The organism is Rhodovulum sp. BSW8 (genome assembly GCF_003314725.1).
Lineage (GTDB): Bacteria > Pseudomonadota > Alphaproteobacteria > Rhodobacterales > Rhodobacteraceae > Rhodovulum > Rhodovulum visakhapatnamense.
Map to the genome: position 1 here is coordinate 1 of NZ_QNVX01000024.1, position 14,424 is coordinate 14,424.

At 67.1% G+C, this 14,424-nt stretch carries 13 protein-coding genes and 2 pseudogenes; 8 read left to right on the forward strand and 7 right to left on the reverse strand.

Annotation, left to right across the window (positions count from 1 at the left end; translation table 11 throughout):
- Window positions 1-76 precede the first annotated feature (76 nt).
- A pseudogene (locus DSD19_RS11880) lies at window positions 77-351 on the reverse strand (transposase); the annotation flags it as partial.
- A gap of 60 nt (window positions 352-411) precedes the next feature.
- Window positions 412-899: pseudogene (locus DSD19_RS11885) on the reverse strand (transposase); the annotation flags it as partial.
- A 246-nt stretch (window positions 900-1,145) separates the two neighbouring features.
- Between DSD19_RS11885 and DSD19_RS11890 the strand changes: the two are divergent.
- The 3 genes from DSD19_RS11890 (at window position 1,146) to DSD19_RS11900 (ending at window position 2,544) form a co-directional block, all read left to right on the forward strand.
- On the forward strand, window positions 1,146-1,376 hold the full coding sequence (locus DSD19_RS11890; protein ID WP_075787106.1) for an AbrB/MazE/SpoVT family DNA-binding domain-containing protein: 231 nt from the start codon (window positions 1,146-1,148) through the stop codon (window positions 1,374-1,376).
- Window positions 1,366-1,770, forward strand: a complete 405-nt coding sequence (locus tag DSD19_RS11895) for a PIN domain-containing protein (protein ID WP_113669726.1) — start codon at window positions 1,366-1,368, stop codon at window positions 1,768-1,770. The genes DSD19_RS11890 and DSD19_RS11895 overlap by 11 nt, the downstream gene beginning before the upstream one ends.
- 102 nt (window positions 1,771-1,872) lie before the next feature.
- Entirely contained in the window at window positions 1,873-2,544 is a 672-nt protein-coding gene (locus DSD19_RS11900; RefSeq protein WP_113669727.1) for an SDR family oxidoreductase, read from the forward strand.
- Window positions 2,545-2,557: 13 nt separating this feature from the next.
- On the opposite strand, the gene DSD19_RS11905 is transcribed toward DSD19_RS11900, so the two are convergent.
- Window positions 2,558-3,442, reverse strand: a complete 885-nt coding sequence (locus DSD19_RS11905) for a DMT family transporter (RefSeq protein ID WP_207802456.1) — start codon at window positions 3,440-3,442, stop codon at window positions 2,558-2,560.
- Window positions 3,443-3,771: 329 nt separating this feature from the next.
- On the opposite strand from DSD19_RS11905, the gene DSD19_RS11910 reads away from it, so the two are divergent.
- Together DSD19_RS11910 and DSD19_RS11915 are read left to right on the forward strand one after the other, a co-directional pair.
- On the forward strand, window positions 3,772-4,356 hold the full coding sequence (locus tag DSD19_RS11910; protein WP_234153200.1) for an exopolysaccharide biosynthesis protein: 585 nt from the start codon (window positions 3,772-3,774) through the stop codon (window positions 4,354-4,356).
- Window positions 4,357-4,852: 496 nt separating this feature from the next.
- On the forward strand, window positions 4,853-5,476 hold the full coding sequence (locus DSD19_RS11915) for an RNA ligase family protein (RefSeq protein WP_243627930.1): 624 nt from the start codon (window positions 4,853-4,855) through the stop codon (window positions 5,474-5,476).
- A 67-nt stretch (window positions 5,477-5,543) separates the two neighbouring features.
- On the opposite strand, the gene DSD19_RS11920 is transcribed toward DSD19_RS11915, so the two are convergent.
- Together DSD19_RS11920 and DSD19_RS11925 are read right to left on the reverse strand one after the other, a co-directional pair.
- Window positions 5,544-5,882, reverse strand: a complete 339-nt coding sequence (locus tag DSD19_RS11920) for a hypothetical protein (RefSeq protein WP_133260417.1) — start codon at window positions 5,880-5,882, stop codon at window positions 5,544-5,546.
- A 220-nt stretch (window positions 5,883-6,102) separates the two neighbouring features.
- Complete coding sequence (locus DSD19_RS11925) at window positions 6,103-6,744, reverse strand: TetR/AcrR family transcriptional regulator (RefSeq protein ID WP_113669730.1); 642 nt, start codon at window positions 6,742-6,744, stop codon at window positions 6,103-6,105.
- 158 nt (window positions 6,745-6,902) lie between these two features.
- On the opposite strand from DSD19_RS11925, the gene DSD19_RS11930 reads away from it, so the two are divergent.
- From DSD19_RS11930 to DSD19_RS11940, 3 genes are all read left to right on the forward strand, one after another.
- Window positions 6,903-9,047 carry a TonB-dependent siderophore receptor gene (locus DSD19_RS11930; protein ID WP_113669731.1) on the forward strand — a complete coding sequence of 715 codons (2,145 nt, stop codon included), beginning with the start codon at window positions 6,903-6,905 and terminating at the stop codon, window positions 9,045-9,047.
- The gene (locus DSD19_RS11935) at window positions 9,041-10,126 is read left to right on the forward strand and encodes an ABC transporter substrate-binding protein (protein WP_113669732.1); all 1,086 of its coding nucleotides are present in this window, start codon (window positions 9,041-9,043) and stop codon (window positions 10,124-10,126) included. The genes DSD19_RS11930 and DSD19_RS11935 overlap by 7 nt, the downstream gene beginning before the upstream one ends.
- 89 nt (window positions 10,127-10,215) lie before the next feature.
- A complete protein-coding gene (locus DSD19_RS11940) occupies window positions 10,216-11,277 on the forward strand; it encodes a siderophore-interacting protein (RefSeq protein WP_113669733.1) in 1,062 nt (353 codons plus the stop codon).
- Between the two features lie 328 nt (window positions 11,278-11,605).
- On the opposite strand, the gene DSD19_RS11950 is transcribed toward DSD19_RS11940, so the two are convergent.
- Complete coding sequence (locus DSD19_RS11950; RefSeq protein ID WP_113669735.1) at window positions 11,606-13,210, reverse strand: ABC-F family ATP-binding cassette domain-containing protein; 1,605 nt, start codon at window positions 13,208-13,210, stop codon at window positions 11,606-11,608.
- Between the two features lie 337 nt (window positions 13,211-13,547).
- Window positions 13,548-13,814, reverse strand: coding sequence for a hypothetical protein (locus DSD19_RS11955; protein ID WP_133260418.1), 267 nt, complete (start codon window positions 13,812-13,814; stop codon window positions 13,548-13,550).
- Window positions 13,815-14,424 lie beyond the last annotated feature (610 nt).

A 14,424-nucleotide genomic window follows, 5' to 3' on the forward strand; every position in this document is an offset into this window, starting at 1 on the left:
GGCTTTTCCTCATTCGTCTGCTCCTTCAGGTCGGGCAGACTCTACGCTACGGCGAGGGAACTTCCGGGGGGCTGGTCACTTTGCATTCTGCGCAAAGTACGCGGCCGCCTTTTTTAATATGTCGCGCTCCTCCGTCACCCGCGCCAGCTCACGCCTGAGACGCCGGTTCTCAGCTTCATGATCAACGTCGGGCTTCCTTGGCGCCGGATCACCGAACGGCTTCAACCATTTGTACAGAGAATGCGTGCTGACGCCCAAACGCCGGGAAACTTCCCGAACCGGATACCCGCGCACCGCGATCTGATGCACCGCGTCCCGCTTGAAATCGGCACTGTAATTGCTTGTCCCCATGTCGGCCTCCTTGCCTCAAAGTCAGGGGGCAAAGCGTCTACAAATCTGGGGGCAGCTCAATCCGAGCCGCCGCCTCTCGCCGGACAGGTCCCGCAGCCGCTCGCGCAACTCCCGGTCCTCCGGCCTGATCGGCTGCCGCCGATACACGCGCGGGTCGATCCCGGCCAGCGCACAGGCTCGCCGCCGCGAGCAGCTCTTCTCCTTCATGACCCAGTCCACGGCACGCCGCCTCGAACCGGGCCTTAGAAGCGTCCGCAGGCTCACTCGAACGCATGGCGTTCGCCTGCTCCCATTCCCAACATGTCCTTCAGCGTCGCAACATCGAGCATCTGTTCGGCCAGAATCTTCTTCAGCTTCGCGTTCTCGGCCTCCAGCGCCTTCAGCCGACGGGCGTCCGACGCCTCCATGCCGCCATATCTCGAGCGCCACCTGTAGAAGGTCGCGTCGCTGACGCCGTGCTTGCGGCACAGTTCCTTCGCGCCCAGCCCGGCCTGATGCTCCTTCAGGATGCCAATGATCTGCTCTTCGCTGAAACGGCTTCTCTTCATCGTCTGTCTCCTCGTCTGGAGAACAGGCGAACCTCAAAACGAGGACATTTCAGGGGAGCAGGTCACGAGGCGCCGGACCCACGCCAGAAATGCGTCAGAAACGTATCGGACCCGCCCCCGGGATCGAGGAGGCCCTCTTCATCGCGCCGCGCCCAAGCCTCGGGACCAAGCCTCGGGACTTGTCTCACGAGCCCGGATGATATACATTCGCCAATGTCTATCCAACCTGCCGCGACGGAGGCTGCCATGCAGATCGCCAGATGGGGAAATTCGCTTGCTGTCCGCCTGCCCGCGGATCTGGTCCGGACCCTCGGCCTGCGCGAGGGCGACCGGATCGAGCTGGAGCCCTCGGGCGAGGGTCGGTTTGCGGTCAGCCGCCATCCCCGTGCCGATGAGGTGCTGTCGGGGCTGCGCCGGTTTCGCGGCCGTCTGGCGCCCGAAGACCGGCTGAGCCGCGACGCGGCCAATGGCCGCTGACTTCTTCGACACCAATGTCATCCTCTACCTGCTGGACGACGGGCCCAAGGCCGACCGGGCCGAGGCGCTGCTGGCCCAGGGCGGTGCGATCAGCGTCCAGGTGCTGAACGAGGCGCTGGTGAACTGCCTGCGCAAGGCCCGGATGAGCCATGACGAGGCGGGCGAATTCCTGTTCGGGATCCGCGATCTCTGCAAGACGGTCGAGCTGACCGTCGACACCCATGATGTCGGCCGCGCGCTGGCCGCCCGCTACAAGCTGTCGGTCTACGATTCGATGATCGTTGCCGCGGCGATCCTCAGCGGCTGCACCAGGCTCTGGTCCGAGGACATGCAAGACGGGCTGACCGTCGAGGGGCGTCTTAAGATCGTCAACCCCTTCGCCGACGCCGCCTGAGCAGACGCCTTCGCCCGGTCGGAACCGCCGCGGCGGCGGGCCAGGTCTTGCCTCCCGCAGGCCGCGCCACAGGTCCTGGCCCAGACCCGAAGGAGACAGAGCATGACCCGAACCCTGTTCATCACCGGCGCCTCCAGCGGTATCGGCGCCGCCACCGCCCGCGCCGCCGTCGCCCGCGGCTGGTCGGTGGGGCTTATGGCGCGCTCGGCCGACAAGCTGGACGCGCTGGCAACCGAGCTGGGCGCGGCGGCGCTGGCCCTGCCCGGCGATGCCACCGATCCGGCCGCGCAGCAGGAAGCCGTGGCCCGTACCGTCGAACACTTCGGCGCGCTGCATGCGGCCTTCGCCAATGCGGGGCGCGGCCTCGAACGGCCCGGCACCGAGGCGGGCGATCCCGAGGACTGGCGCGGGATGGTCGATCTGAACGTGATGGGCGTGCTGTTCACCGCCCGTGCCGCCCTGCCGCATCTGCGCCGCACGAAGGGGCATCTGGTGCTGACCGGCTCGGCCGCGGGGCGGACCCATATCAAGGGCTCGATCTATTCCGCGACCAAGTGGTTCGTGCATGGCTATGGCGGCAACATGTCCGAGGAGATGCGCGACTGGGGCGGGCGCTGCACGGTGATTTCGCCCGGGATGGTCGACACGCCGTTCTTCGACAGCCCCAAGCCCGACAAGATCCGGCCCGAGGATGTCGCCGATGCGGTGCTTTACGCGCTGGAACAGAACCCCCGCGCCGAGCTGCGCGAGATCCATATCATGCCGACCGGCTGAGAGGGGGCGGCGCTCAGCCCGCCGCCCGCCTTTCGCGGATCATGATGAAGACGCCGCTGGCGACGATGACCGCGGCCCCCACCGCCGTCGCGCGGTCGGGAACCTCCTGCCAGAACAGCCAGCCGAAACCGGTGGCCCAGAGCAACGCGGTATAGTCCAGCGGCGCGATCACCACCGCGGGCGCCATCCGGAACGCCTGGGTGATCAGCGTCATGCCCAGTGTGCCGAACAGGGCGATGCAGCCGAAGGCCCAGAAATCGCCCGCCGGGACCGGGGTCCAGACGAAACCGACCGCCAGACCGCTCAGCAGCACCGAGCTGCCGACCAGCCAAAGCTGCATAGTCCAGACGCTTTCGCGCGCATCGAGCCAGCGCGCGCTGAGCATCAGCACCGCATAAAACAGCGCCGCCAGCACCGGCAGCACCGAGGCCGGCTGAAACGCCGCCGCCCCCGGACGGACCACGATCAGCACCCCGGCAAAGCCCGCCGCCACCGCCAGCCAGCGCCGCCAGCCCACCGGCTCGCGCAAGACCAGCGCCGACAGCGCGGTGATGAAGATCGGCGCCACGAAGATCAGCCCGGTTGCCTCGGCCAGCCCCAGATAGCGGAAACTGGTGAAGAACATCAGCGCGGCCACGATCACCAACCCGCCCCGCGCCAGATGCGCCAGCGGACGGCGCGACACCAGCGCCCGGGGCCCTCCGGTCCCGACCGCGATCACGGCGGCGAAAGGCAGCGCGATCAGGCTGCGCAGGAACAGGATCTGGACCGGCGAATAGCCCTCGGTCAGCGCCTTGGCGAAGGCGTCATTGACGCAAAGGCAGGCCACGCCCGCGCACATCGCAGCGATTCCCGCCATGGGGTCGCGCCCCGCCACGGTTGCCGCCGTTCCGGTCATTCGCCTGCTCCTTTCACCAGCTCTCCGGCTCGTTTCCGGGGTCCTCCCCAGCGGCGCGACCCTAGCCCGCCCGCGCTTCGCTGTCATGGTCGAAGCCGCCCCCAGCGCTGCCCCGCCCCCGTAGATCGGGACAATCGGGGGCGATCCGCCGGGATCGGACCGGAAAAGACCTGCGACGCACCCGGTCGTGTGCGGGAACCCGCCAGCCCGGCAAACACTTGCCCGCGCCCGCAATCCAAGTCATGGCATCCGGGGGCGATATCGCGTAACAGCGGCCCGCGTAGGATATCCTGATGAACAGAAATCGCGGCTCCCGGCGACGTGTTTCGTTGTCGCTTCCGATCCTGCGGACCTCGCGGGATCAGCACGATGCCGGCAACCTGACCCTCGGCAGCCTGCTGTCTGGGCTGGGCGAGACCTCGTTCGGCTGGGCGGTGGTGGTCTTCGCGCTCATGACCATGCTGCCGCTGCCGCCCGGATCCTCGCTGGTGACAGCGCTGCCGGTGCTGGTCACCACCGCGCAGATGATGCTGGGCTACCGCCATGTCCGCCTGCCGGGACCGCTGGCGCGGTTGCGGCTGGATCACGACAAGCTGCGCCGCACCGTGCTGCGCCTGCGCCCCGTCACCCGGCGGCTGGAGCGGGTTCTGAGGCCGCGCAACCCCGCCCTGTTCCGCCGCCGCAACGAACGCGCGCTGGGGGCGGCGCTGTTCGTGATCGCCTTCACCCTGTTCCTGCCGGTGCCGGGCAGCGGCTGGTTCCCGGCGATCTCGCTGTTCGTCGCGGGCGTCGGCATGGTCGAACATGATGGCCGGGTCACGATCTGGGGGCTTGTGATGGGCGCGGCCTCGGTGCTGCTGACCGTCGCCATCGTGGTCTCGCTGGCCGCCAGCGCCGAGGCGGTGATCCCGTAGCCGCCCCCGGCCGGGACCGCACCCGATCGGCACGCCGGTCCTGCCCGCCAGCGGTCCCTGTCCTTCGGGCGCGGGTTTCCGCATCGCCTTAAACAGCACCGGAACCGGCAGGGCATGTGTCCTTCCTGCTCTAGCGCCAGCATCAGAACCAGACGCTTGAAATATCGACGTTCATGCCGCCTTGCCGCCCCGGATTTCAGATCGATGCCGTCCCGCCCCGATGATCGTTATCCGAAGGGCGCATCGGCGCGGCCCCGAGGCCGATCATCGCCGATCAGGGCAGAAGGTTCGCGCAGGGCGAAACAGGCCGGGGGTCATTCGGACAGGATCTATGGGCCGGGGCCGTGCCGACGAAAGCCAGTCTGATCCCCTTCGCCTGAGCAGGACGACCCGCTCATGGGCCGGGCGCGGAGCAAAGCGGTCGTTCACGGAAAACGCAGCGACGGTCCGGAATGCGGCCATGGCCGCAAGTCGGCCATCGTGCTATGCTGGGCGCTTGAAGAAGTATGGTCGCACATTCCACCTGCCATTTTCGCCCGGCGCCACCAGCGACGACAAGGTCATGTCTTCGCTTGAAGGCCTGATGGCGGAAGACCTCGTCGTCACCGAAAAGATGGACGGTGAGAATACGACGATTCACGCTGGCGGCTCACATGCGCGCAGCCCTGACAGCCGTTACCATCCTTCCCGCGACTGGCTCAAGGCGTTCGCGGCGGGGATTTCTCCCTATCTGGCAGAGGGCGAACGTATTGTCGGCGAGAACCTCTATGCCCGTCATTCCGTCGCCTATGATGCGTTGCCTTCGTATTTCCTCGGCTTCGCGTGGATTGTTGGCGATGAAATCCAGTCCTGGGACCTGACGCAGGCACGTTTCGAGGAGCTGGGCATCCAGCCTGTTGCGACGCTCTATCGGGGCGCCTACCGCACGGGTCTGTTCGAGGATCTGGCGCGGGCCCTCGACCTGTCGAGGCAAGAGGGGTTTGTGGCAAGGATCGCCGGTTCGTTCCCAGAAAGCGACATGCCGAGGCGGATGGGAAAATATGTCAGGGAAGGACATGTTCAGTCGGAAATCCACTGGATGAAGGCTGAGCTTATCGCCAATGGCCGAGCTGACTCCTGACGGCAGCTTCACACCGTCCTCCGGGCCTCACAGCTCGAAGGTCTGGTTCGGGTCAGCAACGCCTGGCTTAGGGGCGGCAAAGCCGGGTTCGGCCAACGGACCGGACCCGGACGATCTGCTGCAGACAGCAAGCATACTCGATATGCGACCGGCACCCGGGCCGCTCGGGCAGATGCGCAAGCCCGCTGAACGCCGCCGTCACCGCCGCGACCGGACAGGCGGAGCGGGTGATCCGCTGCTTGATGACAACGGCGAAGGCCCGGCAACCGGGCGCCTCTTGCCTCGGCAGAGCGCCGTGATCGCCCGGCACCGCGTCGAACCCGAACCAGAACAGGGGTGTGTCATCAGGCCGACCCGCCCCGGCCGCCAGCGACAAGCCCGGCCCCGGTTCGAGGCGCCGTTTCACAGCCAAGGCCAGGCCCCAACCGGCGCCCATCTTCCAAACCACAGCTCCCGCGGGCGAGCTTGCCCCCGGATCCGGATCAGGACATCTCCGACGCATCCGCGACGGCCACGGCCTGACCGGACCCGCCATCCCGCCCGACACCGGCAGCGGCGCGCGGAGCATCACGCTTGCGGAGCCGTTCCAACCGCCTTGAGCCGCCCTGACGGCGCGCCCCCAAGGGTCAGCCCCGGCCGGGCGCGGCACCCTGGACGAAAAGCCGCCAGGCGCGGTCGAACCAGGCGTCCCGCGCAGCCGGATCGGCCAGCGCGTCATCGCCCATCAGGGCCGCGTTGCTGGGGCCCAGCACCAGGGCCGCGATCAGCTGGTCGGCGACGAAATCGGCATCCGGGGCGGCAAGCTCGTCCGCAGCGGCGGCGGCGCGGATCGCCTCTGCCAGCTTCGGCGTGAACGGGTCCGCACCGACCAGAGGCCGGGCCCGCATCGCCTCGATGAAGGCCTCGCGCTTCAGCGCCAGCAGCTCGGGGTCGAGATTGGCATCGAGAAACCAGCGCGCCAGATGCCGCACCCGGTCGAGCGGGCGCTCGGGGCAATCGGCCGCCACCGCCTCGAACCAGGCCTCGGTCCGCTCCAGCGCCCTCTGCGTCACCGCGGCGAACAGCTCCTCCTTGGTGGCGAAACGGCGGTAAAGCGTGTCCTTGCCGATGCCGCAGGCGGCGATCACCTGCTCCATCGTGGTCGCGGCAAAGCCCTGGGCGATGAACAACTCGCGCGCCCGGGCGACGATCTCGGCCGCGATCCGTTCGGACTGGCGCTTGGTCGGGCGTCCGGCGCGCGCCGGGCGCGGGGTCTTGGCTGTCGTCATTCCCGTGCGGCCTTCCGGAAGTTCAGCCGCCTTATGGGCAATTTTCCGGCCGGACGGCAAGCATCCCGATATTCCGACAAAAATAATATGGTTTTAACTGGACGTGATCGTCCCGTTTTGCTAACGCCGCTTCGACATTCAGGGAACGGAGATGCCGGATGGACAGAGGAACCTTGGGCAGGACGACCGCGGCACTGGCGGCCGCACTCGGCACGGCCGCAACCGCCGCCGCCGCACAAGACGATGCCTACGCGCTTGAGGCCATCGTGCTGCAGGCCGACGTGGCCGACACGTCGAGCTCCTACGCGCTGCCGGACATGCGCTCGGCCACCAAGACCGACACGCCGGTGGTCGAGACGCCCCAGGCGCTGACCGTGCTGACCCGCAAGCAGTTCGACGACCAGAACACCCAGACCGTGGGCCAGGCGCTGCGCTACACCTCGGGCGTGCTGTCCGAGATCGACGCCTCGACCCGCTATGACAGCGTGTTCCTGCGGGGCTTCGGCGGCTTCGGCATCTCGTCGCAATTCGTAAGCTCCCTCGACGGGCTGCGGCTGCCGCGCGGCCAGGCCTTCGCCCAGCCCGCCGTCGATCCGTTCCTGCTGGACCGGGTCGATGTGCTCAAGGGCCCCTCGGCGCTGCTTTACGGGCCGTCGAGCCCCGGCGGTCTGGTCAACATGGTCAGCCGCGCCCCCGATGGCAGCACCGGCGGCGAGGCGCGGCTGGAATACGGCACCCATGACCGGGCGCAGGCCGGGTTCGAGCAGCATGGCACCCTCGACGAGGCAGGCACCCTGCAATACAGCCTGACCGCCATCGGCCGCAGCGCGAACACCCGCTATCGCGATGTCGACGAGGAACGGTATGCGATCGCCCCGGTCCTGGTCTGGCAGCCTTCGGCCGATACAAGGCTGACCTTCGGCGGCTACTGGCAGGACGACCCCGAAGGCGGCTATTTCAACTCGATCTATCCCAAGGGCGCCGCGCCCGCGGCCTATGCCCGCTATCTCGACCGCGACTTGAACGTCGGCGACCCGAATTTCGACAGTTTCGAACGCACCCAATGGGCGCTGAATGCCGGGCTGGAACATGCCTTCTCGGCCGATCTGACGCTGCGCTCGAAACTGCGCTACGGCCGGATCGACGCGGATATGAAGGGCCTGCAGATGGGCGCGCCGCTCGACGCCTCGGGCATGCTCGCGCGGAATGCCCTGATCTCGGACGAGACGGCGCGGGCGCTGAACTGGGACACCAATCTGGAATACCGCTTCCAGACCGGCGCGGTCTCGCACCGGCTGCTGGCGGGGGCCGATCTGCTGTGGAATGACAGCGACTGGCAGTATTCCTACACCACGGCCGCGCCGCTCGACGTGACCGACCCGGTCTATGGCGGCGTCTCGGGTCCGTTCACGACCATGACCGACAGCCACCAGACCACCCGGCAGGCCGGGATCTACCTGACCGACCAGCTCTCCTTCGGCCGGTTCCGCGCGGTGCTGGGCCTGCGCCATGACCGGATCGAGACCGACAGCCTGAACCGGCTGAGCGGGACCACCACCGAACAGAGCAGCGACAACACCTCCTACCGCGCCGCCCTGCTTTACCTCTTCGACAACGGCGCCGCGCCCTATGTCAGCTATTCGACCTCGCTCGAACCGACCTCGGGCGTCGATGCCGCGGGCGATCCCTTCGTGCCCACCGAATCCGAGCAATGGGAGCTGGGGATCAAGTACCAGCCGCCGGGCATGGACGCGCTGTTCACCATGGCCGCCTTCAGCATCGACCAGACCGATGTGCTGACCCCGGGTGCTGTGCCGGGCTATTTCATCCAGACCGGCAAGATCCGCTCGCGCGGGGTGGAATTCGAGGGCCGCGGCAAGCTGACCGAGCGGCTCGAACTGATCGGCGCGCTGACCCTGCTGGATACAGAGGTACGGGCCTCGTCCAATGCCGCGATCATCGGCAACCGGCCGCAGGCGGTGCCGGATTATTTCGGCTCGCTCTGGCTGAACCGCAGCTTTGGCGGCAGGCTTGACGGGCTGGAACTGGGCGGCGGCGTCCGCTTCGTGGGATCGAGCTATGGCGACGACGCGAACAGCCTGAAATCCGGATCCTATACCCTGGCCGATCTGGCGATCCGCTACGATCTGGGGGCGCGCAACCCGTCTCTGGCCGGGCTCGAGGCCACGCTGAACGTCCGCAACCTGTTCGACGAGACCTATTATTCCAGCTGCAGCTACGACTATTTCTGCCAGTACGGAGAGGGCCGGATCGTCACCGTCGGGCTGCGCAAGACATGGTAGGCCGACGCGGATTTCTGACCGGGGCGGCGGCGGCACTGGCGGCCCCCCGGCTGGCCCGGGCCGGCGCGGGGATCGAGGCCCGCGACGTTCTGGGCAACCGCGTCGCGCTGCCCGCGCCCCCCGAACGGATCGTGCTTCTGGACGCGACCGACCTGATCTCGATGGCCGCCCTGATCGCCGCGCCGGGCGAGCGGCTGGCGGGCTGGGCCAGCGTGCCCCGGCTGGATCTGGGGCGCGCCGACTGGCTGGCGCCCAAGGGTTTGCCCGTGGTCGGCAAGCTCTCGCCCGACACCGTCTCGGCCGAGGGCATCCTGGCGCTGTCCCCGGATCTGGTGGTGGCCAGCGCCTACATGCTGCCGCCCGGCGGATCGGTGCTGGAAAGCGTCCTGCGCGCAGCCGGAATTCCGCTGGCCTGGACCGGCGGGCATGACCGGGCGCTGCCGCCCGGGGACAAGCTCGACCGGGCGATGGGGTTCTGGGGCGCGGTGCTGGACCGACCCCAGGCGGCGCGCGAGCTGGCCGCCTGGGGCCGCGCCCGCTTCGACGCGGTCCGCGCCGCCACCTCCGGGCCCCGGCCCCGGACCTACATGGAAATCATGTCGACCTATGACACCTGCTGCTGGGCCGCGGGCCATGCCTTCTGGGGCGGGATCTTCGAGATCGCGGGCGGCCATCTGCTGGAAGCGTCGGACGGCTGGGGCGCGAAGCTCGGTCCCGAGGGCCTGATCGCCTTCGATCCCGAGGTCTATATCGCCACCGGCGGCAGCTTCGCCCCCGAGCTGCAACCCGGGATCGCGCCGGGGCTGGACCCGGAGCAGGGCCGCGAGGGCCTGGCCCGCGCCGCCGCCCGCCCGGCGCTGAAGGACAGCGCGGCCACGCGCGCAGGCCGGGTCCACGGCATCTGGTCCGGGCTCGCGACCGCGCCCTTGATGGCGCCGGTGCTGGCCGACTGCCTCGGCGCCTGGCTCCATCCCGAAACCGGCGCGGAGCTCGGTCCCGGCAGGACGCTGGCCGCGCTGAACGACCGGTTCGCCAGACCCCTGCCCGGCCCGCTCTGGCTGTCGCTGGACGCGAGTTGAGCGCATCTGTCCTGCCCTTCCGGCACCCGCAAGGCACCCGCAAGGCCCCTGGAAAGGGTCTTGCGAAAGGCACTGAGAGGAGAGCTCCCTTGATCGACGTCGAAACCGAACTGGCCTTCTCCGGGGCCGAGACCGCCCATGCCGCGCTGTCGGCCCATGCCAAAAGCCACGACATCCCGCCCGAGATCGACGACCCCGGGCATCTGGCCTTTTCCTTCCAGGGCAACCGGCTGGAATTTCTGACCGTCCCGGGGCGGATGCGGATCCGGCTGTCGGCGGTCAGCCCGAACACGCTCTATTTCCTCAAGGAGGCGGTCGCGCATCACCTCGAAGAGGCCGATCCCGCGGCCGCGCGCAAGCTGCGCTGGCCCGGAGACGACGGCGCCGACAGCCACCGGACGCCGCCCAATTTCCGGCTGCTGACGGTGCTGGAGCGGTCCCGCCCGATTGGGGGCATGACCCGGCTCCATCTCGCGGGCGAGGATCTCGAGCCGCTGACCCGCGACGGCATCCATGTCAAGCTGATGCTGCCCGCCGACCGGGCCCGGAGCCCGGTCTGGCCCGGGGTCGCGGCCAATGGCGCCACGCGCTGGCCGAAGGGCGCCGACCGGCTGCATGTGCGCTATTTCACCCTGCTTGAACTGGACGCCGAGGCGGGCCGCGTGGCGATCGATTTCGTCGATCATCCGGACGGCCAGATCTCGGACTGGGCCCGCGCCGCCCGTTCCGGCGACCGGATCGGCATCATGGGCCCCGGCGGCGGCCTGCCCCCCGCGACCGACCGGCCGTTGATCCTGATGGGCGACGCCACCGCGCTGCCCGCCCTCCTGCGGATCCTCGAGGCCCTGCCTGCCAGCGCCCAAGGCTGCGTGATCGCGCCGCTGCGCCCGGACGATGCCGGCTATCTGCCCGCCTCGCCGCTCGAAACCCTGCTGCTGGGCCCAGAGCGCTTTGCCGCCAGTGCCGCCGGGTGCTTCGCCGAGGCTCTGGCCGCCCGGCCCGAAGCGCGGGTCTGGGTCGGCGCCGAACACGCGCTGGTTCATGAGGCCCGGCGGATCGCCGCCGCCCTGCCCGCCGAGCGGAAAGAGATCGGCACCTACTGGCGGCGCGGACAGCGCGGCGACGCCAGACGCGACGGCCACGACGGCTGAGCGGAGGCGCGGCCCCGGACCCGGGTCGCGCAACCGGGATGCGGCAGGGCCGGATCCTGAACCTGCGCAATGTATCCCAGCGCGATACAGGGCAAAACCGAGCGGTCAGAGAAAGCAGAAAAATGAGGTGCCCCAAGATTTGTAGACGCTTTGCTCCCTGACTTTGAGGCAAGGAGGCCGACATGGGGACAAGCAATTACAGTGACGATTTCAAGCGGGACGCGGTGCATCAGATCGCGGTGCGCGGGTATGGCGTGGGGTGCCTTCGTCAGCACGCTAAGTGCGCTGCTATGAATTCGGCGCGCCGCGCGGTATCTGCCCGTCAGCGTCAGCAACGAGATGACGTCGAGCCTGCCCCAAGTTCAATCGTTCTGTCAGGTGCGAGGGATTCAAGGAATGCCGTGTCATGGCTGATCGCTAAAACTGCCCCATCATAAGCAGCCAGCGCAGCCTCAAGTGCTGTGACACCATCAAGATCAAGGTGATTGGTCGGCTCGTCTAAGATCAGCAACGGCGGCGGCGGGGTGGCCCCGAGGGCACAAGCCAGGCCGGTGCGCAGACGCTCGCCCCCACTCAACTCTCCCGCGTAACGCAAGGCATCCGCAGCGCGGAAACCGAACCTGGCCAGTGCGGCGTGAGCGTTATGGGGATCAGCCAAGGGATTAAGGTGACGGAAATTATCGCGAAGGGACAGAGCGGTGTCGATCAACTGGACATGCTGATCCAGCAGGGCAAATGGAACCGAAAGCGCCACGAGACCACTTTGCGGCACGATCTGTCCGGTGATGATCTTCAGAAGCGTCGTCTTTCCGCAGCCATTCGGCCCTGTAATGATAATGCGCTCGGGACCAGTCACGGTCAGCGACAGATCACGGATCAAGGGATGATCGGGGTCATGGCCGCCGGTCACCTTCTCCAGTCGCAGCACCGTTCTACTGGTGGCAAGGCCGGTTGGGGGAATGTCCATGCGCAAAAGTTGTAGGGTTTCGATCTTAACGCGGGCGGCGGACAACGCCTTATCTGCCGCCTCGCGCCGGGCATCGCGCAGCCGGACACCCGCACCGCCCGACGCCTCGGCACGCCCCTTGGCGGCGTCCATCAGAACTTTTGGCTGATCGCCCTTTGCGCGCGCGCGGTGTCCGGCACTGTCTTTGCGGGCCTTACGTTCGCTTGCCTGCTGCGCACGACGGGCAGCCTCGGCGCGGGCTTTCTCTGCCTGCGCGAGATCACGCGCCGCCGCGTCCAACTCGGTTTCCTTCCGCTGCCGGAAATCGCTGTAATTCCCACCATACCGTGACGCGCCAAGCGAGGTGAGTTCGACAATGGCGTCCATTTCCTCCAGAAGCTCGCGGTCATGGCTGGCGATGATCGCACCACCTGTCCAACCCCGGATGAGGTCGATCACCGCCTTGCGACCGTCCCGGTCGAGATTGTTCGTCGGTTCGTCCAGCAACAGAAAATCCGGCTCGGCAAAGATCAGGGCGGCAAGAGCGGCACGGCTGCGCTGGCCGCCGGATAGCGTCGCCAGGAGGGTCTGCGGCCCGACCGACAAACCACAGCGCAAAAGCGCCCCTTCTATCCGCGCGGGCAGGGTCCAATCCGCGTCTGCCAGTTCATCGGCATCGGCAAGCCCCGCCTCCGCCCGGTCAAGCAGATCGAGCGCGGATCGTGCGCCGAAGAGATCGGTGATGATGTCATCGGGCCGCTCCAACGCCTCCTGCCGCATCATCGCGATGGAGCCGGTCACGCGGACCTGCCCCGAAGCGGGATGCTGATCACCGGAAATCAGGCTAAGGAGGGTACTCTTGCCTATGCCATTGCGTCCGACGATGCCGGTGCGCTCCAAGCCGAAAGTCAGGTTGAGGTCGGTAAGAAGGGGCGCGTCGTCAGGCGTGGACCAAGACAGACCGGAGAGGGAAACGGATGCAGGCATGGGACAGAACTTCTCGCAGCAAAATCGAAGGGGCAAATGCGGCGAGGTTCAGGTCCATGTTGATGGCATCTCCAGTTGCAGGATGTCTTTAAAAGATAGTGGTCGCTCGGCGGTTTTGCAAGCCAGAGCCAACGGAGCTTTTGGGCTCGGAGCGGACCTGCGGCGGCGCAGCATGGCGCCGGAGTGCCTCGGACCGCCCGCTCGGGCGCTCCCTGCCGATAGCGGCCGTTGAGCCCCCGCTCTCTGCTGCCAGCGGAATCACGAAGGCGGCCGTTCATCTCCGCTGCAGCATGCACTCAGGCCGCCAAGGTCCGGAAAGCGGGACGAAGCGGACATATCATGCGCGTCTGAGCCAGCGCCAATACACCACAAGTACTCCAAGTAGGATTGCCGTCAGGAGCACAATATTGGTGACCAAAAGCGACCCGACGCAACCTCCGAGTTGGCCAAGGTAAAGGTCGTCATCCAAATTGTACTTCAACATGTTCCAATCAGACAGAAGCCACAATGAGAGCAGCGCGAGAAGCACACCGAACAATGCGTTCCTTTTCCATAGAAATAGAGCCAAAACCGCCAACCAAGCAAAGCCAAGCGGCTCGCTCATTGTGATGAAAAGTTCTGAAAAGGAAGAGGCCACTCCGTCTTCAGGCGACCAGTTCGGTCGAGCTCGCTCACAGTCTTCAAGATAGATTAGGTTAATGCCCATGCTTAAGAGGATTGCCTTGGTGAGAGGTTTCTGTCCAGCCAATCGAAACGAGAGGCGAACCGGGTCTGCTCAGGGCTCGGAGCGGACCTGCGACGGCACAGCATGGCGCCTGAGCGCCTGGCGCCACCCACTTGAGCGTTCCCTGCCGATTGCGGCCGTTCGACGCCCCTGCGGTTGCCAGTTGACGAATCGCAGAAGCGGACATCCGCTTGGCGCATGGAGCAACCCTCAACCAGCGACGCAGGCGGCCCAAAGCGGACGGACGGGTCCTCGCTGATCGCCGCAGTGCAGCTTCGCCAGACCGGCCGTTCGTCCATCGCGCGGCATCTTCGGTGGATGAAGGTCGGCAGTGCGAGACGAAGCGACTACTTGTTCTTGAAATAACGCAAGAGTTAGAAAGAAATCTGGCACCAGCACTGTGGCTAGGTCATGACCAGCCCCCCGGAAGTTCCCTCGCCGTAGCGTAGAGTCTGCCCGACCTGAAGGAGCAGACGAATGAGGAAAAGCC

Excerpts from the sequence above, each read along its gene's own strand:
- DSD19_RS11890 (WP_075787106.1), top strand. The coding sequence starts at position 1,146 with ATGCAGATCGCCAGATGGGGAAATTCGCTTGCTGTCCGCCTGCCCGCG.
- DSD19_RS11895 (WP_113669726.1), top strand. The coding sequence starts at position 1,366 with ATGGCCGCTGACTTCTTCGACACCAATGTCATCCTCTACCTGCTGGAC.
- DSD19_RS11900 (WP_113669727.1), top strand. The coding sequence starts at position 1,873 with ATGACCCGAACCCTGTTCATCACCGGCGCCTCCAGCGGTATCGGCGCC.
- DSD19_RS11905 (WP_207802456.1), bottom strand. The coding sequence starts at position 3,442 with ATGACCGGAACGGCGGCAACCGTGGCGGGGCGCGACCCCATGGCGGGA.
- DSD19_RS11925 (WP_113669730.1), bottom strand. The coding sequence starts at position 6,744 with ATGACGACAGCCAAGACCCCGCGCCCGGCGCGCGCCGGACGCCCGACC.
- DSD19_RS11930 (WP_113669731.1), top strand. The coding sequence starts at position 6,903 with ATGGACAGAGGAACCTTGGGCAGGACGACCGCGGCACTGGCGGCCGCA.
- DSD19_RS11935 (WP_113669732.1), top strand. The coding sequence starts at position 9,041 with ATGGTAGGCCGACGCGGATTTCTGACCGGGGCGGCGGCGGCACTGGCG.
- DSD19_RS11950 (WP_113669735.1), bottom strand. The coding sequence starts at position 13,210 with ATGCCTGCATCCGTTTCCCTCTCCGGTCTGTCTTGGTCCACGCCTGAC.
- DSD19_RS11955 (WP_133260418.1), bottom strand. The coding sequence starts at position 13,814 with ATGAGCGAGCCGCTTGGCTTTGCTTGGTTGGCGGTTTTGGCTCTATTT.